Annotated in this window: 15 protein-coding genes; 9 read left to right on the forward strand and 6 right to left on the reverse strand. The window is 70.3% G+C overall.

All coding sequences use genetic code 11. The annotated features are described in order from the left end of the window. Window positions 1–21: 21 nt before the first annotated feature. From VGB24_RS17830 to VGB24_RS17845, 4 genes are all read left to right on the forward strand, one after another. Window positions 22–1,257 carry a DUF1343 domain-containing protein gene (locus tag VGB24_RS17830; RefSeq protein ID WP_331074301.1) on the forward strand — a complete coding sequence of 412 codons (1,236 nt, stop codon included), beginning with the start codon at window positions 22–24 and terminating at the stop codon, window positions 1,255–1,257. 156 nt (window positions 1,258–1,413) lie between these two features. Further along, complete coding sequence (locus tag VGB24_RS17835) at window positions 1,414–2,814, forward strand: NTP/NDP exchange transporter (RefSeq protein ID WP_331074302.1); 1,401 nt, start codon at window positions 1,414–1,416, stop codon at window positions 2,812–2,814. Between the two features lie 120 nt (window positions 2,815–2,934). Then, on the forward strand, window positions 2,935–3,732 hold the full coding sequence (locus VGB24_RS17840) for a LytTR family DNA-binding domain-containing protein (RefSeq protein ID WP_331074303.1): 798 nt from the start codon (window positions 2,935–2,937) through the stop codon (window positions 3,730–3,732). Beyond that, on the forward strand, window positions 3,732–4,820 hold the full coding sequence (locus tag VGB24_RS17845) for a sensor histidine kinase (RefSeq protein WP_331074304.1): 1,089 nt from the start codon (window positions 3,732–3,734) through the stop codon (window positions 4,818–4,820). Before VGB24_RS17840 ends, VGB24_RS17845 begins: the two co-directional genes overlap by 1 nt. A gap of 55 nt (window positions 4,821–4,875) precedes the next feature. On the opposite strand, the gene VGB24_RS17850 is transcribed toward VGB24_RS17845, so the two are convergent. The 3 genes from VGB24_RS17850 to VGB24_RS17860 form a co-directional block, all read right to left on the reverse strand. Beyond that, window positions 4,876–5,535 (reverse strand): hypothetical protein, encoded by a 660-nt coding sequence (locus VGB24_RS17850; RefSeq protein WP_331074305.1) that lies wholly within the window; start codon window positions 5,533–5,535, stop codon window positions 4,876–4,878. 17 nt (window positions 5,536–5,552) lie between these two features. Beyond that, the gene (locus tag VGB24_RS17855; protein WP_331074306.1) at window positions 5,553–6,827 is read right to left on the reverse strand and encodes an aldo/keto reductase; all 1,275 of its coding nucleotides are present in this window, start codon (window positions 6,825–6,827) and stop codon (window positions 5,553–5,555) included. A 551-nt stretch (window positions 6,828–7,378) separates the two neighbouring features. Continuing rightward, window positions 7,379–9,292, reverse strand: coding sequence for a hypothetical protein (locus tag VGB24_RS17860; RefSeq protein ID WP_331074307.1), 1,914 nt, complete (start codon window positions 9,290–9,292; stop codon window positions 7,379–7,381). A gap of 255 nt (window positions 9,293–9,547) precedes the next feature. Here VGB24_RS17860 and VGB24_RS17865 point away from each other — a divergent pair, with 255 nt between their 5' ends. Then, window positions 9,548–10,354, forward strand: coding sequence for an AraC family transcriptional regulator (locus VGB24_RS17865; RefSeq protein ID WP_331074308.1), 807 nt, complete (start codon window positions 9,548–9,550; stop codon window positions 10,352–10,354). A gap of 203 nt (window positions 10,355–10,557) precedes the next feature. Then, window positions 10,558–10,863 carry a hypothetical protein gene (locus tag VGB24_RS17870; protein ID WP_331074309.1) on the forward strand — a complete coding sequence of 102 codons (306 nt, stop codon included), beginning with the start codon at window positions 10,558–10,560 and terminating at the stop codon, window positions 10,861–10,863. Between the two features lie 35 nt (window positions 10,864–10,898). Here the strand turns inward: VGB24_RS17870 and VGB24_RS17875 are convergent, their stop codons facing one another. Together VGB24_RS17875 and VGB24_RS17880 are read right to left on the reverse strand one after the other, a co-directional pair. Beyond that, on the reverse strand, window positions 10,899–12,083 hold the full coding sequence (locus tag VGB24_RS17875; protein ID WP_331074310.1) for a PQQ-binding-like beta-propeller repeat protein: 1,185 nt from the start codon (window positions 12,081–12,083) through the stop codon (window positions 10,899–10,901). Further along, a complete protein-coding gene (locus VGB24_RS17880; RefSeq protein WP_331074311.1) occupies window positions 12,080–13,720 on the reverse strand; it encodes a hypothetical protein in 1,641 nt (546 codons plus the stop codon). Before VGB24_RS17880 ends, VGB24_RS17875 begins: the two co-directional genes overlap by 4 nt. A gap of 755 nt (window positions 13,721–14,475) precedes the next feature. Here VGB24_RS17880 and VGB24_RS17885 point away from each other — a divergent pair. The 3 genes from VGB24_RS17885 (at window position 14,476) to VGB24_RS17895 (ending at window position 18,153) form a co-directional block, all read left to right on the forward strand. After that, the gene (locus VGB24_RS17885; protein ID WP_331074312.1) at window positions 14,476–14,646 is read left to right on the forward strand and encodes a hypothetical protein; all 171 of its coding nucleotides are present in this window, start codon (window positions 14,476–14,478) and stop codon (window positions 14,644–14,646) included. A gap of 112 nt (window positions 14,647–14,758) precedes the next feature. Then, window positions 14,759–15,850: an aminoglycoside phosphotransferase family protein gene (locus VGB24_RS17890; protein WP_331074313.1), complete on the forward strand. Its 1,092-nt coding sequence runs from the start codon at window positions 14,759–14,761 to the stop codon at window positions 15,848–15,850. Continuing rightward, complete coding sequence (locus VGB24_RS17895; protein ID WP_331074314.1) at window positions 15,847–18,153, forward strand: lanthionine synthetase LanC family protein; 2,307 nt, start codon at window positions 15,847–15,849, stop codon at window positions 18,151–18,153. Before VGB24_RS17890 ends, VGB24_RS17895 begins: the two co-directional genes overlap by 4 nt. On the opposite strand, the gene VGB24_RS17900 is transcribed toward VGB24_RS17895, so the two are convergent. Next, entirely contained in the window at window positions 18,072–20,537 is a 2,466-nt protein-coding gene (locus VGB24_RS17900) for a hypothetical protein (protein WP_331074315.1), read from the reverse strand. The genes VGB24_RS17895 and VGB24_RS17900 overlap by 82 nt on opposite strands. Window positions 20,538–20,823: the final 286 nt, after the last annotated feature.

Here is a 20,823-nt window from a genome sequence, read left to right on the forward strand (position 1 = left end):
TCCCCGCCGCCCCGAGCGCCGATGAAAACCTTCGCTCCCGTCCTCCTGCTCCTCGCCGCCTGCCAGGCTCCGGCTCCTGCTCCGGCCGCCGCCACCTCCCCCGCCGCGGCGACGGGGGTGCGCCCCGGCATCGAGACCTTCCTGGCGAACCTGCCGGCGGCGGTGCGGGGGAAGCGCGTGGGTCTCATCACCAACCACACCGGGATCGACCGGGCGCGGACGCCTGACATCGACCTGATCGCCCAGCACCCCGATCTGAACCTGGTGGCGCTCCTGGCTCCCGAGCACGGCATCCGGGGGAACGTGATGGACGGGGAGCACATCCAGGACGAGGTCGATGCGAAGACGGGGGTGCCGGTCTACTCCCTGTACCTGTCCGAGGACCGTGCCCCCACGCCGGCGATGCTCCAGGAGGTGGACGTGCTGGTGTACGACCTCCAGGAAGTCGGCGGGCGCACCTGGACGTACGTCTCCACCATGGCGCTCGCCATGCAGGCCGCCAAGGCAAAGGGGATCCCGTTCGTGGTGCTCGACCGGCCCAATCCCATCGGGGGCGAGATCGTGGAAGGCGCCCTTCTCGATCCCCGGTTCGCGTCGTTCGTGGGGATGTACCCGATCCCGGCGCGCCACGGGATGACGGTGGGCGAGCTCGCCACCCTCTTCAACCAGAAGCACGGAATCGGCGCGAACCTCATCGTGGCGCGGGTGGCGGGCTGGCGGCGCTCGCAATGGCAGGACGAGACCGGGCTCCCCTGGGTGAACCCGTCTCCCAACCTGCGCTCCCTCGCGGCGCTGACGAGCTACCCCGGAACGGTGTACTTCGAGGGCACCACCGTCGCCGAGGGCCGGGGCACGGACCGCCCGTTCGAGCAGGTGGGGGCCTCGTGGCTCGACGCCCCGAGGGTCGCGGCCATCATGAACGCCAAGCAGCTCCCGGGGATCCGCTTCGAGGCGGTCACCCTGCCGATGGAGCCCACGGCGCGGAAGTTCCCGGGCCAGGCCATCCCCGGAATCCGCTTCGTCGTCACCGACCGGCAGGCGTACCGACCCGTGCGCACGGCGCTCCTGCTCATCGACGAGATCCGCCGGCAGCACCCCGCCGACTTCGCGTGGACGCGGACCATCGACCGCCTCACCGGCTCCGACAGGGTGAGGCTCGCCATCGAAGGAGGCCGGCTCCTCCCCCTCCTGGACGAGTGGGACCGCGAGGCCGAGGAGTTCCGCGAGGCCCGCAAGCCCTACCTGCTCTACCCGTAGCCTCGCCGGGGCTCACAGCCAGTTCCTGATCGTCGGCTGGCTCACTTCGGCAGGAACTCCGACCGGTGATGCAGTGGCTCGTGGTGCATCATTGGGGTTGCCATCTCAACAACGAAGGTCTCTGTCCCCGGAAGGTGGCATCCATCAGCTCCGCGCGTGATCGTACCGCGTGCCGACCTGATCGATGCCACCGAGCGAGAAAGGGCCCAGATGACCGCCATCCTCCAGCGATTCACGCACGTCCGCCGGGACGAGGTCGGGCCGGTGCTCGCATCGGCGCTCTCCTTCTTCTTCATCCTCACCGCGCTGATGGTGCTGCGGCCCGCCCGGGAGGCGCTGGGGATGCAGCGGGGGATCGAGGCCATCCGCTGGCTCTTCGTGGGGACGGCGGTGGTCACCCTCGCGGTGAACCCGGTGTTCGGGCTACTGGTGAGCCGCACCCGCCGCCTCGTCTTCATCAGCGCCACCTACCTGTTCTTCGCCGCCAGCCTGCTGGTCTTCTACGCCCTGCTGGTGATGGCGCCGGCGGCCGTCGGCGAGACCAGCGGAATGGTCTTCTTCGTCTGGTTCAGCGTCTTCAACCTGTTCGCCACCATGGTGTTCTGGGGCCTGATGGCCGACCGCTTCTCGCTGGAGCAGGGCAAGCGGCTCTTCGGGGTGATCGCGGTGGGAGGCACGCTGGGCGCCATCGCCGGCCCCTGGCTGGCGTCGCGGCTGGCGGAGCCGCTGGGGACCGCCGGGCTCCTGCTGGTGGCGGCGGGTTCGCTGGGGCTGGCGGTGCTCTCGGTGCGGGCGGTGGCGCACCTGCAGCCGGAGCGTGCCCGCCCCGCGGCCCTGGACGACGCCGGGGCGCCCCCCGCGGTGGAGGAGCGCGCGGTGATCGGCGGGAGCGCGTGGGACGGGCTGCGGGCGGTGTTCCGCTCCCCGTACCTGCTCGGCATTGCGGCGTTCGTGCTGATCATGGCGGTGATCGCCACCTTCCTCTACTTCACCCGCCTGCAGATGGTGGCCGCGCTGGGCGAGGGCCTGGACATGCGCACCACGGTCTTCGCGCGGATGGACCTCTACGTGCAGCTCACCACCCTGGTGCTGCAGGCGCTGGTGGCGGGGAAGCTGATGAAGCATCTCGGCGTCCCGGTGACGCTGGCGCTGCTGCCGATCACCGCGGCGCTGGGCTTCCTGGGGCTGGTGCTGGTGGCCTCGCTGGCGACGCTGGTGGTCTTCCAGGCGGCGTTCAACGCGGTGGACCGCGCCCTCATGCGCCCCGCGCGCGAAACGCTCTTCACCGTGGTGAGCCGCGCCGACAAGTACAAGTCCAAGGCCTTCATCGACACCTTCGTCTACCGCGGCGGCGACGTGGTGGGCGCGCAGGTGGAGGGGGTGCTGGGGCGCCTGGGGACGGGGCTCGCGGCGCTGGTCTCGGTCTCGGTGCCGCTTGCCGTCGCCTGGGCCGCCCTCGGCATCTGGCTCGGCCGGCGGCAGGAGCGGCAGGCGGAGCACCGCCCCGCGGCGGCCCCGGTGGAGACCCCCGCGCACGCCGGGGCGGTCGCGCTCTAGCCCGTTCGATCCCCATCCCTCACTCCCTGCGCGCTCCCATTGACTCGGTCCGAAGGAGGGTCGCAGGATGTCAGCTATCCTTTTCGCCCAACGTTGGGCACGCCAGCACCACGGGACCGAATGGAGATCCGGGTTCTGATCGTCGATGACGAGGCCCTCGCACGCGAGCGAATCCGCTCGCTGCTGGATCCGGAGACGGGCTTCCGTGTCGTGGGAGAGGCGGAGAACGGCTCCGCGGCGGCGGCCGCGGTCCGGGAGCTGTCGCCCGACCTCGTCTTCCTCGACATCCAGATGCCTGGCCTGGACGGCTTCGGGGTCGTAGAGGAGGTCGGCGTGAGGAACATGCCGCTGACCGTGTTCGTGACCGCCTTCGATCAGCATGCCCTACGAGCCTTCGACGTCCACGCGCTGGACTATCTCCTGAAGCCGTTCGACCGCGAACGCTTCCTCGAAACCCTGGGCCGCGTTCGCGATCAGCTTTCCCAACGCAACCAGGCGCTGATCACCGACAGGCTCGAGCAGGTCCTGCAGACGCTGAACCGGGGTTCCTCGTTCGTGGACCAGTTCACGATCCGGACCGGAGTGCGGCACACGATCGTACACGTGGAGGACGTCAACCTCATCACGTCCGAGGGGAACTACCTGCGGCTCCACACCGCCGGGAAGTCGTACCTGCTTCGCGAGCAGATGGGCCGCATCGAGGAGCAGCTCGATCCGGGCGAGTTCGTGCGGATCCACCGCTCGACGATCGTACGCACCTCCCTGATCACCGAAGTCGAATCCGTCTTCCAGGGGGAGTACGTCGTGATCTTGCGGGACGGAACGAGGTTGGGTTCCAGCCGGGGCTGCCGGGAGAAGCTCGAGAGAGCCGTGCGCATCGTCCCCGGCCGGGACGTGCCGTCCACCCCCTCCCCGTGATGATGAAGCGGCCCGCGGACGAGCACCGCACCGTGCGATCGTCCCTGTATTGGCCCGCGGCGGCCTTTGCGGGATGGTCGCTTCTCGGGCTCATCACGAGCCTGATGACGCTGATCAGTTTCCGGATTACCGGTGAGCCCCGATCTGCCGCGGATGCCTTCGCGATGGGGATGACCGACATGTACATGTGGGGCCTGCTCGGCGCGGCGGCCCTTTTCCTGTCCCGCGGGATCAGCTTCGAGAGGTTCGGCTGGACGTCCGTGGTCCTGTTGAACCTGGCTGCCGGGATCACTCTCCTGCTGGCCCGCTATCCCGTCGAGCGCCAGATCCTGGGCTGGGCGGGGATTCGGAGCGGACCACTCGTCCAGGCCGTTACCCGTAGCTTCCCCCCCAGGCTGCTGACCTATCTGGGCCTGCTCCTGGCAAGCTACGGGTGGGTCTACATCATCAAGCACCGCGAGCGCGAGGTGCGGGAGGTCCAGCTGCGCGAGGAGCTGGTCCGGGCACAGCTCGGCAGGCTCAAGGCGCAGCTGGAGCCACACTTCCTCTTCAACGCGCTGCATTCCATATCGACGCTGCTGCACCGCGACCCCGAGGCTGCCGACCGGATGCTCAGCCGGCTCGCGGAGCACCTGCGGACATCGATACGAGGCACCGACACCCACCTCGTCGAGCTCGAGCAGGAGGTTGCGGAGCTGCAGCCCTATCTCGAAATCGAAGCGATCCGGTTCGGCCAGCGGCTGAGGCTCACGATCGAGGTCAGGTGCTCGAGCCGTCTTCTCGTTCCGCACATGACCCTGCAGCCCCTGGTGGAGAACGCGATCCGGCACGGCATCGCCCCATCCGTGCAGGGCGGGCACGTGCAGATCCGGGCGGAGCAGCTCGATGATCGCGTGGTGATCACCGTCGAGGATGATGGTGTGGGGATCGCGGCGAAGCGCGGTACCTCCGGGCACGGGGTCGGGTTGGCGAACCTGCGGGCCCGGCTCCAGCACCTCTACGGGCCGGATCAGAGTCTCGACGTGTCGCCGCGCGTCGGCGCAGGCACGGCGGTACGCGTGACGCTCCCGGCCCGGACGGCCGAGTGATCCCCGGCCCGGCTGGTGTCCCTCCCGGAGCCGCCGCACGCCGCTCGGGGTTCGATCAGCGCTGCGGCCGGAGACGGGCCAGCAGCTGCTGGAAGCCGGAGCCCATCACCTGCGTCACCCCCGCCTCATCGACCACGAACTCCGTCACCAGCGATGTGTTGCCCACGCGGAACCGGGTCTCCGAGAGGGGCGTGAGGACGGCTTCCTGCCCCATCCTCCGGATCAGTGTGTCTCCCTCGAGGCGGACCTCGACGGTGAGATCGTTTCGGCCCATCTGCCCCGGGATGAATTCGTAGGTGCCCACGTAGCGCTCGAGCACCGGCCTGGGAACACGCACCGTGGCGGCCGGCGGCGGCGGCGGCGCCGCGGGAGAGCCCTTGCGGGGGAGCCGAAACTCCATGTCCACGCCGTCGCTGACGACCTGCGTCATCCCGCCCGCCTGGTCGGCTACGAACTCCGCCGTGAACACGGCGCCGATCCTGAACAGGGTCTCGGAGATCGGCACGAAGGCAAACCACTGTCCCTGTGCCTCCCGGACGAGGGTGTCTCCCTGGAGGAGGACCTTGATGGTGTTCCCGTTCTGATCGTACTCGCCCACGTACCGCTCGAGCACCGCCCTGGGAACGCGCACGGGTGCCTGCGCCTGCATGGGCCCGGGCGCGATCGCGAGCGCGAGCACACCTGCCGCGATCGCGGCGTATCGACGGTTGATCATTTCGATCCTTCCTCTTCTCAGCGGATGCGTGATGCCTGGGCCTTCTGGCTGCCCTGCTCGTAGATGAGACCGGTGGCCCTTCCGGTGCTGTCGAGCTGGAACTCGACGAAATTGGGGCCCAGCTGGAAGCGGGTTTCCGAGCGCCCGTAGACGACGGTGTCCGGATTGGAACCCACCTTCGCCACCAGCATCGTCCCGTAGCGGCGGAAGTTCAGGATGACGCCGCCCGAGGTCCTGTACTCGCCCACGTAGCGGTCGAGGACGGCCGCCGGCAGCACGAGCGAACCCGGGGGACCGTGGCCCGCCTGCGGCGGAGCCGCGAGCGTAGCCGGCGGAAACGAGTCGATCAGCTCCGCCATGCGCCGGCGCGTCGCCTCGTCGGGCAGGCGCCCGATGCCGCCGCCGATGTTGTCGAGCATGTGCGTGGCCTTGGTCGTTCCCACACGGGCCACGGTGACGGCCGGGTGGCTGATCACGTACTTGATGAAGAACTGCGCCCAGGTCCGGGCGTCGAACTCGGCGGCCCACTCCGGAAGGGGGCGGTTGGCGACGCGCGTAAAGAGGCTGGTGCCGCTGGGGGTGCAGCTGACTCCCCCCGCGTTGCCGAAGGGGAAGAACGCCATCACGCCGATCTTCCGCTCCAGGGCGAGCGGCAGGATGGTGTCCTCGACGCGCGCGCGATTGCCCACGTCGTAGTCGACGCCGATGAAGTCGATCGGCTCGCTGCGCATGACCGACTCGAGCTGGGGATACACGGGGTCGCCGATCACCTGCACGCCGATGTACCGGACGCGCCCGGCCGCCTTCTCCGCCTTCAGGGCGGCGAGGTGCATCGGGTCGCCCTGGGGGGGCAGCATGACCAGGTCCAGCCTGGGCACCTTGAGCCGCGCCAGCAGCGTCTCGACGTGGGTCTTCACGGAGTCGGGGCCGAGCTGCGCCGGGCCGGGGGGCGTACCGCGCGTGGACCAGAAGAGCCTGTTCCGGATCCCGAGCTCGTTCGCAAACGCGGCGTGCAGCTGCTCCGCGGCCGCGTTGCCATGCTGCGCGTCGTAGACGGTGCCGCCGTTGTCGGCAAACGTCTTGAGGACCTCCTTGAGCGCGGCGGGATCCGCGCACCCCGCGTGGTTCGAGAACGAGAGTCCAACGACCGGCAGCATCTCGCCGGAGGACGGAATGGCGCGCTGGAGGAGCGTTCCGCCCGCCTGCCGGACCGCGCGGAGCAGCTCCGGCGTGAGCGACAGCGTAGCGCCGGCGCCGAGGGCGATTCCGAAAAACTCGCGACGGTTGACCATGGGGGCCTCAGGTTGGGGTTCTCGGGACTGCGCATGGGCCGCGGCGGCCGGTGAGCCTCCCCGGGTGCCGCGCATCCGTGCTTGCCTCGGGCCGACGCGCGACGCGGGAATACGCCCGGCGGCATGGAACAGGGATAGCTGCACCGGGCGTCCACGCCAACCCCGCGGGGATGGACCTCCTTGTTTTCGGGATCGATCTCCTCCATCCGCACGCTTCTTCACATCCACCGGCATCGGCCCGGCCACGATGCCCCGTCTCGCCTCGCGTGCGCGGCGCCTGCGCGCCGAGCCGGGCCGGCGCCGGATCCGGCGCATCGGCAGCCTACCCGGTCCGAAGAGCAGAGGGTCCCCGGCACGCCGGAGACCCTCCTCATCCACATCCCCCCTCGCGCCCGCCGGGCCCTGGCCGACCTCGCCAGCCCGGGCCCGCCGCTATCCCACCCTCGGGCCGCACTCGCAGTAGCCGCAGGCCTGGCACTTCTTGCAGCCTCCGGCGAACTCCAGTTGGCGGCTCCAGCCGGGGCAGGAGAGCATGAAGGGGCCGCGCAGCTTCACGGCACGCCAGCTGGCCGGAATGCCGGGAAGGTGCGGCCGATGTACGACGCCACTCCCGTCGTGCGTTCGGCCGCAGCATCCGCGCTCAGCGCAGCGGCGAGCGCGCGGCGCATCCCGGGCTCATCCCCTTCGCCTTGCGCGATGTGCGCAAGCCGCACGTACAGCCAGGGGAGCGAATCGTCGCTCCGCGTGGGACTTGCCAGCGCCTGCGCGAACTGCTGCCTCGCCGTGGCCGCGTCCTGACCGAAAAACGCGAGCGTGCCAAGCAGGTAATGCGCTCCGAAACGGGTGGCGTACAGGTCCGGCTCTGGAACGTCGTGGAGCATTCGCTCGAGTTCCGCCTTCGCGGATGCCACGTCCTGGCGGAACATCGCAAAAACGTAGGCCCGCATGCCGCCGGCATTCGCGCGTGCCTCGCCCAGCAGCGCCGGGTCCCAGCGCGGAACCAGGCTTTCGGGATCCAACTCCACGGACAGCACCGGCGCCGGCACCCTGATGCGGAAGGGCGTCGACTCTCCTCGAATGCGGATGTTTCGTGTGACCGCTCCACCCTCGAACGTCACCTGGACAGGAAGCTCCAGGTCGTACGCCGGGCCCTCCTGACGTATCGTGCCCTGCACCGACCGGCCCGCTCGCCTCCATTCCAGCGTCGGCTGCGGAAGCCCGGAGCGCTCGTACCACTGTGTCCAGAAGGTGCCCAGATCCCGTCCCGCGCCACGTTCCACCGCAGCCTTCCACTGCGGCCAGGTGACCTGCTCACCCGCGTGATCGCGGACGAACCGCTGGAGCACCGCGCGAAACCTCTCCCGCCCGACCGCGCGCGCCAGCACCTCGTGGGCGAGAAAGCCCTTTCCATCGGCTATATCGTGCGAAACGTGGGCAAGGAACCCGGTGTCCGGCAACGCGTCGAGGGGAAAGTCGAACCCGGATTGGGCCAGGTAGGCGTAGCCGCGCAGCCCATGCGTGAACGACATCCCCGGGTAGCCCAGCCTCCGGAACGACCGGGCGGCCGCGGGGCCCTCCATCACCTCCACGACGCGCAGAGCGCCGTACTGGGCCATGGCCTCGTCCAGAAGATAGCTGCCGCGCTCGCCGCGGTGCCGCACGGCAATCCCCCACCACTGGTGCCCCACTTCGTGCGCAAAGAAGCCCATGTTGAACGGCTCTTCCAGGTAGGTCTCGGTGGAGAGGATGAATCCGTCCAGGCTCGCGCCGTCGAATCCGGCGGCCCCCGCCTGTGCGGCCGGCGCCTCCGCGAGCGAAAACGCACCCCCCGGCAACGGGCCGAACTCCTCCACCAGCGCGTCGACCACCTCGCCCAGCCGCTGGGCGAGCGCGTTCACGTTGGTCCGCCGCTTCAGCGAGTATACCGTGATCGGCCGCGCACCGCCTGCGTGATCGACGTAGTACCGCGCCGCCGCGAAGGCGAACTCGGCGGGGCGGTCCACCACGAACGAAAAGACCCCTGCTCGGCCCTCGTCCGCTCCGCCGGCCCTGCGGCCAGTGGACACGACCGTGACGCCCCCGGGCACCTGGAAGCGCAGGGTGCCGGTGCCGGTTCCATCACCCCACTTCGGATACCACGTGGCGCCGGCGAACGAGCCCTCTTCACCCAGATACAGCAGGAACCCGGGCGTTTCGCCCCCCGCGTACGAAAACCGCAGCCGCACCGGCTCGTCGGGCGGAAACGGCGCCCGCGGCGCGACGATCCACGTCGGGGGCTTTCCATCGGCCACCCGGCGCGTCAGCGTGGCCGGGCCCGCGCTCCGGTCGGGGGAGAGCACCTCCACCTGCAGGCTGTCGAACTCCGCCCGCAGGCGAAGCTCGACGGTGTCGCGGGATGCCGCTGCCGCGGGGAGGCGAAGGATCCCCCGGGCCTGAAGCCGGTGCGCGGCCGGATCCAGTGCCACCTCCAATTCGTAATGGGGAGACGCCGCCGGGGCGCCGGCCGCCTCCTGCGCATGGCCGCCACCCGCAAGAACCCCGGATAGCAGCGTGGCTGCGAGGTAGGCGGCTGGTCGCGGGTCGTACATTCGTGAGCCTGGGTGCGGGAGGGTAGAGGCCGAAGGTCGCGGAATCATACGCAGCCGAACGGCCTCGTGTATTGAACGGATCTGCGTTACGTTGAACGATCCGCAGGTTCTCGCTCCCTCGTAGCGTTTCTCATGAGCATCTGCCTCGAGCCCGGGCGCTTCTACGGCAGCAGCGCCGCCTCCAACAGCCCCGCGGGCCTGATCCTGACGGAGACGGCGTACGCCGGGGGGGCGGCGATTCCGCGGCATTCGCACGCGGCACCTTATCTTTGCCTGGTGGTTAGCGGGTTCTACGAGGAGAGCTGCGGAACGCGCACTGAGTCGTGCTCCCCTGGCGCGCTGATCTTCCATCCCTCGGATTCGGCACACTCCGATCGGTTCCACGGCTCGGGCGGAATCTGCTTCAACATCCAGTTCGGCCCGGACTGGACCGACCGGCTCAAAGATTCGGGGTTGCGCGCGATGTCGTGGGGACCGGTGCCCGGCGCGGCCGCCTCGCTCGCCGGGAGGGTGCGGCGCGAAGCCTGGAATTCGGATGCGCTTTCCGGGATCGCGATTGAGAGTCTGGTGCTCTCCATCCTGGTGGATGTCGGGCGGCGAAGAGAGCCCCCGCGTCCCTCCCTGCAGCCGGTGTGGATCCGGCGGGCACGGGAACGCCTCACGGACGAGTTCCGCGCCCCACCGTCGGTGTCGGCTCTCGCCGAGGAGGCGGGCGTGCATCCGGGGCACTTCACGCGTGCGTTTCGCGCCCACACGGGACTCACCCCCGGCGAGTACGCCCGCGCCATACGGGTAGACCGCGCGAAGCTGCTGCTGGCGGGCGATCAATCGCTCTGCGCGATCGCCCTGGAGCTGGGGTACGCGGACCAGGCCCACTTCACGCGTCAGTTCCGCTCCGTGGTCGGCACCCCGCCCGGCGCGTACCGCCGTTCGCTTTGACCGCGGGAGAGGCGGGTAAGCAGCGCGGTGCCGGGCTCTCATCGACCCCCGTACGCCACGCCAGCATCGATACGACGTTGAGATGCGACAACGAAAAGAGAGCCCCCGGCACGCCGGAGACCCTCCCTGTCCATCCGTCACCCCGCCCGCAGCCCGCCCGGGCTGACCTCGCCAGCCCGCACCCGGCGCAGCTCGCCCCTGAGGTGAGAGAGCAGCTGGCGCGGCAATTCGACGTCGATGCGCTGGAGGAACTCCTCGGCACCATGCCGGTGGAGGAGCGAACCCGGGTACTTGAATCGTTCGGAGTGGTTCCCGACGCCGGTCCGCACATTGAGACGAAACAGGTCTCGATCATGGTGGGGTCGTCGGACCCGGCCCGGCAGGCGCTGCTCGACCGTATTTGGGCGCCGTTCTGGGACACGCTGCCGCCCGAGTCCCTGGACAGTGCCGACCTTCCCTACCCCGGGCGAGAGCTGGCCCGGCTCTGGCGCTCGAGACAATCGCCCTGAGCCGGCCGAATGGCGGATCTTGGATGCGGCATGGGTCAACGGCTGCACTCGACGGCGTAGACGGCTTTGTAGCCCACGAAGTACACCCGCGCGCCATGTGAGAGCAGCCGCGAAACGACGAATGCATCCGGCTGAACATAGCCCCACTCGTCAAGGAACAGGGCCGCCTCCTGCTTGCCGCTCGACCGGTTGAACATGTGCAGCGAGCCCGCCGCCGCGAACATGTAGTTGCCGCACACCGCCGAAGAATTGGCGCTGGCCCGCATGTCGTGCTTCCAGTGGATTTGCCCGGTTTCGGGATCGAAGGCGTACGCGTACGTGTCGTTGGATGCCAGGTACGCAATCCCGTCCACCACCTTGAACACGTCCCACGCCCCCAGGCGGTTCGCCGGCCCGACCCGACGCCACACCTCCTTGGCGGTGAACCGGTCCAATCCAAAGAAGGCGCCCCCGTTGAGATCGTTCACCAGGAGCATGCGGCCGGCGACGGCGTGCCGGCCTGCATCGTGAGGCTCGCCGCTCCGCTCGTTCACGTAGCGCCACAGGACCGTGCCGTCATTGCGGTCCACCGCGACGATCCACCCGCGCTTCAGATGACCCGTAGGAGACGTCTCCTCCACGAGCGAGACATACAGCGAATCGCCATGAGCGACGATGCCGGTAACGACGGTGCGGTACGGCCCGCCGGGCAGCACCTCCACCGACCACCGCGGCTGCCCCGTGGCAACATCGAGGGCGTATACCCGTCGAGAATCGGTGCCGATGTAAAAAGCCCGCTCATCGACCGCGCTTACCGCCGTTGCCGAGGTGTCGGGGGTGAATGTCCACAGTTCGGCACCCGTAGCCGCGTTCAATGCGCGTGCGACGTGCGAGGATGTGAAAACCCGCCCGTCCCGGGCGACCACGTTGAACGGCGCGAGACCCAGCCCGGGCGGAGCCGCAGCTCCAGGCGTGTGCCAGATCTTCGCGCCGGTGCCAAGATGGAAGGCCGCGACTCCCTTCGATACCACGTACAAGCGCTCCCCGTCGGCGGCAATCCCGTGCAGTGCGGGGGTTCCGCCGCTCTCCGTGTCCAGCGGGGTGCGCCACGCCACGGGAATGCTGTCGCTGACAACGGGACGAGCGGGGTCGGCGACGCAGCCAGGTCCCACGAACAGAGCCGCAACCAGCAGGCTGCACGGTGCGAGTAGCTTGATGTTCATCGAGGCCTTCACGTTCATTGGCGGATCGGAACAGCGAAGAGGTCGGAAGCGCCGAGCGCAGCTTCCAATTCCCTCCAGACGAAATCGCTGCGGGTGGTGCCAACGTGGGAATCGCCATTCTGGATCAGCCGGTTGCGCATGGCGCGGGGATACACCTGCCCCGAGCCGTGGATGAACCCGTCGCTGGGGATGCGGCCCGGCGCCGTGAACGCGTGCCACGTGGCGTCGGCGCCGTTCATCGCCAGAATCGCCGCGAGGGCGGGTACCAACTGCCATGGCCGGTACCAGAACTGCGCATAATGCCGGTGGCGATCGTACGCCTCCTGGATCCGGCGCGCTACGGCCCGCTCGCCACACGACGATTCCGGTGGGCAGTCGCTTGGGGTCCAGAAGATCCGCCACGCGACCCAGCGCTTGGGCGTATGCGTCTGAATACCCACGCGCGTGAAGCTCTCGTTGAAGCCGTTCGTGCGATTGAGAAACGGGCTGTACGGCACGTCGTCCTCGTAGAACGGATGCCACAAGAGCAGGTCGGGGACCATCCCGATGTTGAAAAGGGCAACTTCCAGCACCTGGACGTTGATGGCCACGATCGCACCCTGGTTGGGGCTGTCCAGCGTCACCACGCCCCGGACACTCCCCGGCCGGTTCACCTCCGCCCACTGGGCGAGCGAGCGCAAGACCAGACCGCCGTTGCTGTGCCCGATGAGGATCGTCTGATTGCCCGTGGTGGGCAGGTAGGGCAGGACTTCCTCCCGCTGCGACGGGATCGAAGGGCGCCAATTGATGCTAGGCCGAATGTGCGCGTTCGTCTGGAACCCGCAGCGGACCCACCCATCCATTCTCAACCACGCATCGCCACTACTCCGGATTCCGTGCTGAAAGAGCACGTTCACCCCGGAAGCCGCCGGCGGGCAGGGATCCGCGGGGGGCGCTGGCGGCGGCTCCTCCTCCGGCCCGCAGGGCGAGCCGTCATCCGGGCAGATTTCGAACGACAGCGGCGTAATGGTATTGCGCGCGGGCCGCGAGCCGCGCTTCTCCCGCCGTTCACGATCCTTTTGCGGGTTCTCGTGAAAGCGCAGCATGCGAAGCCGGTTCACCTGCCGCTGCCGCACCCGGCCGGCAGGCGAGTTGTGGCTGGTGGTGACCTCTACCTGCTCGAGGACGTACCTGGGCCCACGCCGGCGAAACGTGCGCACCACTTCCCCGTGCTGCTGCACCTGCTCGGCATTTTTGGCCGGGCGGCCCAGCCCGATCTCCTCTGGAGCAAGTCCGTTGGTGATCTGGATCTCGTCGGGCCGGGGCCGCTTGATCACGGCTCGTGGGCCCGCCGCGGCGGCAAGCGGCTCCGCGGCCGGAGAGAGCGCGTCCAGCGTGTCGATGGCGGCCGCCTCCAGCACCAATCCGTCCGTGATCTGCTCGTGCGACGGGCCCGCGCCCACCGCCTGCATCGCCTGCAGTTCGTTCGACACCGGCTGGCGGTACGCGTCGTACCGCGTGAGGTAATCCCCTACGCTTCGCGTGCGTCGCGTCAGGTTCACCGGGGTGGTGAGCGGATCCTCCAGCGGATCCGTCTGGTCCAGCACCTGGATGATCCTTCCATAGGCGTCGTAGCCACCCTCGATGCGCTGCGTTTCCGGGACGTGATACGCCACGAGCTGGTTGGATACCGCACCGGTGACCGGGTCGGTGATGGGCCGCTCCGAATCGATGGTGGTGCTGCCCTCCTGGTACAGTTCGGCCAGGTAGTACGTGTCGGCCTGGTCGATGTCGGGGTCGGGCTGAATCGTCGCCGATGGACGGGTGTTCTCCGGCCCGATCAGGGCACCATCGCCGGGGCCGTCGTTGCATGCGGCGGCGAGGATGCCTGCGAGCGCGAGCAGCCGGGCTGCGCGCCTCCGATGAAGACTTCGCATTGTGGGGTGCTCCGGGCCAAAGCGAGGGAGAGATAAAAGCGGAAGGCGGGCGTATGTTTCGCGCCGGAAACAAGAGTAGCACCCTTTGCCCGGACCAACAAGAACTTCGAAGGACGCTCGGTACGGCGTTCCTCGTGGACCGTCTCAGCCCGGTATCCGTCGCACCTGTGCCTTAGCTACGTGCGCGAGCGTCGCGGGTGGGAGCCGGCGCAGGTGGCCGCGGCCCGCGCCCTGCTGTCCGACCTTCCCCGATCGAAGAAGACGCGGGCCTCGCCGTGCGGGCCGACTCGCTGGAATTTATCTACCCCACTGCGCGCCAGCCCCCGCCCGGCCGGCTGGCGCTGGTCCCCAGGCACCCGTGGCAAGCCGGCCCAGGCCTGTAGCCTCGCCCCTTTTCACGAGAAGCTTGCAACACGATGGTAGCAGCTTTATCATGCGGATGCGGCACCCACAAACCGCCGCAAAATGTACACACTTCTACTGCGAGGTGAACAATGGAGTGCCTGAACTTCCTGCAGGGGCCGCTGGCCAGCCAACACCTGGAAGGCACGCGCGGCGCCGTCGCCCACCTGGGGTTCGTGGCCCAGGCGATGGCCACGCAGTCCAAGTGCCCCAACTGCTGCGTCTCGAACTCGGGGGGATGCACCGCCCCGTGTGGCGAGTAGCAGTCCCGGCGAGCGGCCCGGCATCCGCCGGGCCGCTCGTGATCCCATGCCCCCTCGGCGCCCCCCTGCCCAACGCCGTCTCAGGACGCGAAGTCCATACGAGGTCCCGCGCATGCTGCTGTCCAGCTCGCAGGTGGTTACCTACCTCCTGGAACACCGCTTTCTTTCCCCCGCGCAGGTGGTGGAGGGCGGGGTGCTCGTGGAGGACGTCTCGCGCCGCAACCGCAACTTCCGCGTGGTACCCGCCGAAGGGACGGCCTTTCTCGTGAAGCAGGCGGCGTACGCCGAAACCGCGGGCTCGGTGGCGCGCGAGGCGCAGGTCTACCGCATGCTGGCCGGGCTTCCACGCGGCCGCACGCTGGGTCGCAGCCTTCCCCGCTGCTTCGGGTACGACGACGGCGCCGGAGTGCTGGTGCTGGAACTCCTTCCCGGAGTGCAGGACCTGCGGCAGTACCACGTGCTCCGCCGCCACTTCCCCGTACGCGTAGCGCGGGCCGTGGGAAAGGCCCTGGGAACCCTGCACCGCACCACCCGCGGGCTCGCCGGGCCGGCGGAGGACAGCCGCCCCGGCTGGGCGCTCTCGCTGCACCTTCCCGGTCCACGCTTCCTGCAGACCGCCAGCGCCGCCAACGCGCAGCTGGTGCGGATCATCCAGCAGTACGGCGAGTTCACCGCGCTCCTGGACGAGGCGCGCGCCGGGTGGCGGCCCGAGGCGCTGATCCACCACGACATCAAGTGGGACAACCTGCTGGTGCGTGCCCCGGGCGGCGGCGCGCTCAAGATGATCGACTGGGAGCTGGCCCGGTACGGAGACCCCTGCTGGGACGTGGGATCGGCGTTCAACGACTACCTGACGTTCTGGCTGCACTCGGTACCCATCACCGGCGAAATTCCGCCCGAGCGCTTTCTGGAGCTCACCTGGTGCCCGCTGGAGCGCATGCACCCCGCGTTGCGCGCCCTGTGGGATGCCTACCTGCGCGAGACCGGCGCCGACGCGGCACAGGCGGCCGAGTGGCTTCCGCGCGCGGTGCGCTACACCGGGGTGCGCCTGGTGCAGACCGCCTACGAGCAGATGCAGTCGTCGCTGGCGCTCACCGGCAACGTGGTGTGCATGCTCCAGCTGGCATGGAACCTCCTCCGCCGCCCGGCCGAGGCGGCCGGGACCCTCCTGGGGCTGGGCCTCCGCGAAAGGCTGGCCGCATGACCCCCTACCTGCACCAGGTGGACGCCGCCGTGCGGCACGGGGCGATCCTTTCGCCCACCCGCTTCGCCTGGCTCGGCCGCCCCTCCCCGCCCCTTCCGCGCGCCACGCTGCGTGCCCTGACCCCCGCCACGGCGCGTGCGTACCTTCGCCACCGCATCCAGCAGGCGTTGTACACCGGCCTCTACACCCGCGGCGATGCCATGGCGCCTCCCTCGGAGCCCGGTCAGGCCGACGTGGGCACCACCTCCTTCATCGCCGCGCTCTCGGCCGCCAACACGGGAAAGGGGGCGCTTCAGGACGGATGGGTGGTGGAGGCGGTGGATGGGAGCGCCGTGCAGGTGCGGCGGGGCGGCCTGGCGCTGCGGGTGCCGCGCCGGATGCTGCCCCGAGGCCGGACGCCCGCGCCCGGCACGACCGTGCGGATGCGGGGCGAACGGCAGCTGCTGAGCTACTCGCCAGGGTACTACGTGGCCATGGGCGACGTGGGATTGGGCGCCGCGGGCGAGCCCCTGGTGCGCGTCTACTGGCACCTGGAGCCGGCCGGTGCCGCGCCGGTGATGCATGCGCTCACGGGTGCGCTCAACCGCGCGCGGCTCCCCTTTCACTTCAAGGTCCTCAACGCGCCGGAGCGCTTCGACCGCTGCGACGCGGGGGTGCTCTACTTTCCGCAGGCGCGAGGGCGCGAGGTGCTGGCGCGGGTGGCGCGGGTCCATCCACGGGCGGCGGCGCACCTGCGGCCCCGCGTGCCGGCGTTCACGCTGGAACTTGCGCCCGGGCTGGGGCTGGCGGAGGACCCCAGGGCGGGCGAGAGCTTTGGCCTGCACCGGTGCGGGCTCCTTGCCGACGCCCTCATCGAGGCGCACGAGGCGGGAGTCCGCGGGCAGGCGGAGCGGCGCGCGCGGTGCGTAGCGCACTTTCGCGCCCACGGAGTCGATCCCGATGCGCCGTACCTGAACCCCGGGAGCAGCAACGACTATCGGTTGCCGCCGCGCGCCGCGCGCCCGGCTGGCCGTCCAGTCCGCACGCCCGCCCCGGGCGTACCCGCGGAGGCGCAGTCCGCGGCGCCGCCGCGCGAGGTTTCGCTGCGGATCGCGACGGAGCTTGGGGCACGGCTGGCCGAGGCCGCGGTGTGGCACGGCGATCGGTGCAACTGGGTGGGCATGATCCCCGACGGGAGCAGCCGGTCGTACTCGTCGCTGGAGCCGGACGTGTACGCGGGGACGGCCGGGGTGGGCCTGTTCGCGGCGGAGCTGGCGCGGGCCACCGGCGACGGCGGGCTGCACCGGCTGGCGATCGGAGCGGTGCGCCAGTCGCTGCACCGGGTGGAGACGCACTTTCCCCCCTACCCGTGGGGCCTGTACGCCGGCGTGGCGGGCATCGCCTTCGCGGCGGCGCGCGTGGGCGTCCTGCTCGGCGAGGCAGAGCTGGCGGAGCGCGCGCGGGCCCTGGTGGACCGGGCGCGGGTGGAGAGCGATCCCGGCGAATTCGACCTGATGTTCGGCCTCGCGGGCGGCGTGCTCGCGCTGCTGGCGATGGAGCAGACGCTGGGCGACCCCTCGCTGCGGCCGCAAGCGGCGCGGCTGGGCGAGGAGCTCCTGGCGCTGGGCATGCCGATGCACGGGGGAACCGCGTGGCGCTCGATGCAGGCCACGGGCGAGCGGCCGCTCACCGGGCTTTCGCACGGCGCGGCGGGCGCGGGCCTCGCCTTTCTGGAACTGTTCCGTGCCACCGGCGACGCACGCTTCCGGGACGGGGCGGAGGGCGCGTTCGCCTTCGAACGACACTGGTTCGACGCCCGGCAGGGCAACTGGGCCGACCTGCGCAAGGAGCGGGCGCGCGGCCGGGGCCCGGTGCCGGTCGATACGCAGTGGTGCCACGGCTCGGCGGGGATCGCGCTCTCGCGGCTGCGCGCCTGCGAGCTGCTGAAGGACGAGGTGTACCGCCGCGAGGCCCGGGCCGCCCTGGAAGCCACCCGCAGGGCCGCCGCCGATGAGCTGGCGGGCACCGGCAACTTCTCCTTTTGCCACGGGCTTGCGGGGGCGGCGGAAGTCATCCGCGAGGGTGTCGCCTGCTTTGGCGGGGACGTGGATCCCGAGGGAGTGGCGGCCCGCATCGCCGCGGAGGGGGCCGCCAGCCACGCCCGCGGCATCCCGTGGCGGTGCGGAGTTTCCAGCAGCGACTCGCCCTCGCTCCTGCTCGGCCTGGCGGGGATCGGGCGTTTCTACCTGCGGCTGTTCGATCCCTCGCTTCCCTCCCTCCTGCTGGTGACCCCCGGGGCGTTCGCCCCCTCGCCAGCCGCCTGAGGCACGCCTCCGGATCGGCGCGGGGGACGTGGGTCGGCTGGTGCCGCCGAAAGCCGCGGCCCCGGCGAATCCCCATCGGCAGGCACATCCGGCTGGGCCGCCGCTCCCGGATCGGGGGTGACATCGATGATCAACGTGTCGGCGCGGCCACCGAACGACGCGACGAGGGTGTGCCGCCCCGGCGATTCGAACGCAACGTGCCGCAGGGCGGACGCCGGCACGATGCGTACGTACGGACCCCCGGTGATCTCTACGCGGATCGGCGCTCCGGCGATCACACGCCCGCGTGCATCGTACGCCTGTGCGCGGAGTTCCAGCGGCTGGCCCACCTGCGCGCGGGCCGTGCGCGGCGAAAGGCGCACCCGCGCGACCGGCGCCGTCACCACGACCTGCACCTGGACCTCACGGGCAACCGGCTCCCCGCTGGGCAGGGTATCTCCCGAGCCGCTGAGCCCATGCACCCGCACCGTCGTCCGTCCGATGCGACGCGCAACGACCCAGACGGCGGGCTCCCCGCGGAGGTGGGGGCTCGGGCGCGCGAAGGGGCGCAGGCGTACGACGGAGCTGTCGCCCACCGCCCAGCCGGATGCGCTGAGCGTCGCGTACCCGCCGCTGCACACGTCGGAATGGCAGCGCTGTTCCTCGACGGAGAACGGGACGGAGTCGCCGACCGCCATCCAGACCTCGTCGCCCGTGCTCCCGGGCGCACTGACGAACCTGCTGATCGAGTTGACGGAGGCCTCGTAGCGCCGGCGCGCCGCCGCGGCTTCCAGGCGCAGGGCGGAATCGGGCTCGGGCACCTGCGGATCTACGTACTCGATCCGCACACTGTCGCGCCGGTAGACCACGGGAACCTCCGGCCGCATCTGCCAGACCGAGGCCCACGCCGGCCGCAGCCCCACCAGCCTCGCGATCGTTGCGCTGTCGCGCAGCGTCAGCACCACGGCCCCGTTCTCCACGAGAGCCCCGGCATCGGCGGGGGGGCAGCTCGCGATCATCCCGGGCAGGCAGTACCGCGCATCCGCGGCGGCAACCAGCTCGGAGAGCGTGGCGAAGCGGCGGGCGCCCTCCCCGTGTCCGCGGCTGATCGAAAGTGAAAGCGAGCGCGGGCCATCGATGCCGTCGATGCCGATGCTCCATTGGTACGCCGGCTGGTATTGCGGGTCCTGGAGTTCCGACCAGCCCCAGCCGGCCGCCGTGTCTCGCGGAAAGATCACCCGTATCTCGCGCCGGCTCGCCAGCACCCGCGTGGTCCGGGTGCCAAGCGAGTCCTGGCCAGGATCCTGGGCCGGCCGCGCGTAAGGAGGTGCGGGCAGTGCGAAACGGGGGAGCCCCGCAACGGGGATGGGGGCGGGCTGGCATGGCTCGTCCTTCCACTGGGCGCTGCGGTTCTCGCAGGGTACGACCTTCGGATTGCGGCCCAGCGCAGGGCCTGCCTTCCCCCAGCAATGAACCCTGCCGTAGTCTGCCAGCGCACAGGCGTGCTCCGTGCCGACGGCCAGCGCGTACCACCTGCGCCCGGGAGCGACCTCCACCGCGGCGGGCGAGCACCGGCCGCCGAGAAAGCAGAGGTCATCGTAGGCGGCTCCCGCGTCGGCGGCGCCTCGGTAATCCGGCGGGCCGCCGTCCGGTCCCGCGTTGGCGGTGGTGAGCGACCCCAGCTGGCCGTTCCTGTTTTCTCCCCAGCAGAAGACCCTCGCGTCCGCCGTCCGCGCGCACGCGAACTGGGAGCCCGCATGCACCTCGACCGCACGGCCCGGGAGCGGAACGTACTGCGCGCGGGGGGAGTTGGGCATGCGGCACCTCCCCAGCACGCACCGGTAGTTGTCACCCCAGCAGAACACCCGGCCGTCGGCGGCGACGGCGCAGGCCAGCACGTCGCCCGCGCCGACCTGGAGGAATTCTACACGGGAGGGATCGTCGTGGGAGCCGGGAACGCTGTCCGGCAGGATTCGCCGCGGGGTGGCGGTGCTGCACGGCCGGCTGGAGTACGGGAGCGGCTCGCTCGCGCAGCGGATCGCGGCGGAGTCGCCGGTCTGGCCACTCTGCCCGTACCCCCAGCAGTACACGCCGCGGTTGTGGGATGCCACGCCGCAGGTGAGCCGCCCCCGTGCGCTCAACTGGGAGAACCGCAGGCCGCCCGTAACGGCGCCAGGCGCCCGGCTGAACGGCCCGCCGTCGCCCACCGAGTCGGGCGCCCAGGTGCCGTTGCCGAGCTCGCCCATCTCGTTCTTGCCCCAGCAGAAGGCCGCGCCATCGTGCGCCAGCGCACATGCGTGGGACCAGCCTGCCGCCACCGCTCGCACGTACCGCGGCGGCAGCTCCCCCTCCAACGGCAGCGGAAACACGCACGCCCCGTATCCGCACTCCCCGGGGACCGCCATCCTGGTTCCCGCCGAGTCGGTCCACCCGCCCGTCGCGCGAGGATTGCACCACGCCTCCCAGGCGATCGTCACTGCGCAGACACCCGACTGCGACGGCGCGATGGATCGTACCCGCGCAGCCTGCCCATCCGCCGAGAGGACGCGGACAGGCGCCCCCTCTCGCTCGCCGATCCCACCCCAGCAGTACGCCGCCGCCGAAGTCGTCGTGATGCAGGTGACATCATCCGCGGCTGTCAGCGCGGCGAGCGTGTCGACGCCCACTGCCTGGACCCTGTCCGGCGACGGC

The sequence above is a fragment of the Longimicrobium sp. genome, from assembly GCF_036399935.1.
Lineage (GTDB): Bacteria > Gemmatimonadota > Gemmatimonadetes > Longimicrobiales > Longimicrobiaceae > Longimicrobium.

Bases quoted from the DNA above. Each gene is read 5' to 3' on its own strand.
- VGB24_RS17885 (WP_331074312.1), top strand. From the start codon at position 14,476: ATGGAGTGCCTGAACTTCCTGCAGGGGCCGCTGGCCAGCCAACACCTG.
- VGB24_RS17865 (WP_331074308.1), top strand. From the start codon at position 9,548: ATGAGCATCTGCCTCGAGCCCGGGCGCTTCTACGGCAGCAGCGCCGCC.
- VGB24_RS17845 (WP_331074304.1), top strand. From the start codon at position 3,732: ATGATGAAGCGGCCCGCGGACGAGCACCGCACCGTGCGATCGTCCCTG.
- VGB24_RS17890 (WP_331074313.1), top strand. From the start codon at position 14,759: ATGCTGCTGTCCAGCTCGCAGGTGGTTACCTACCTCCTGGAACACCGC.
- VGB24_RS17855 (WP_331074306.1), bottom strand. From the start codon at position 6,827: ATGGTCAACCGTCGCGAGTTTTTCGGAATCGCCCTCGGCGCCGGCGCT.
- VGB24_RS17875 (WP_331074310.1), bottom strand. From the start codon at position 12,083: ATGAACGTGAAGGCCTCGATGAACATCAAGCTACTCGCACCGTGCAGC.
- VGB24_RS17895 (WP_331074314.1), top strand. From the start codon at position 15,847: ATGACCCCCTACCTGCACCAGGTGGACGCCGCCGTGCGGCACGGGGCG.
- VGB24_RS17850 (WP_331074305.1), bottom strand. From the start codon at position 5,535: ATGATCAACCGTCGATACGCCGCGATCGCGGCAGGTGTGCTCGCGCTC.
- VGB24_RS17830 (WP_331074301.1), top strand. From the start codon at position 22: ATGAAAACCTTCGCTCCCGTCCTCCTGCTCCTCGCCGCCTGCCAGGCT.
- VGB24_RS17900 (WP_331074315.1), bottom strand. From the start codon at position 20,537: ATGGCGGTCCCCGGGGAGTGCGGATACGGGGCGTGCGTGTTTCCGCTG.
- VGB24_RS17840 (WP_331074303.1), top strand. From the start codon at position 2,935: ATGGAGATCCGGGTTCTGATCGTCGATGACGAGGCCCTCGCACGCGAG.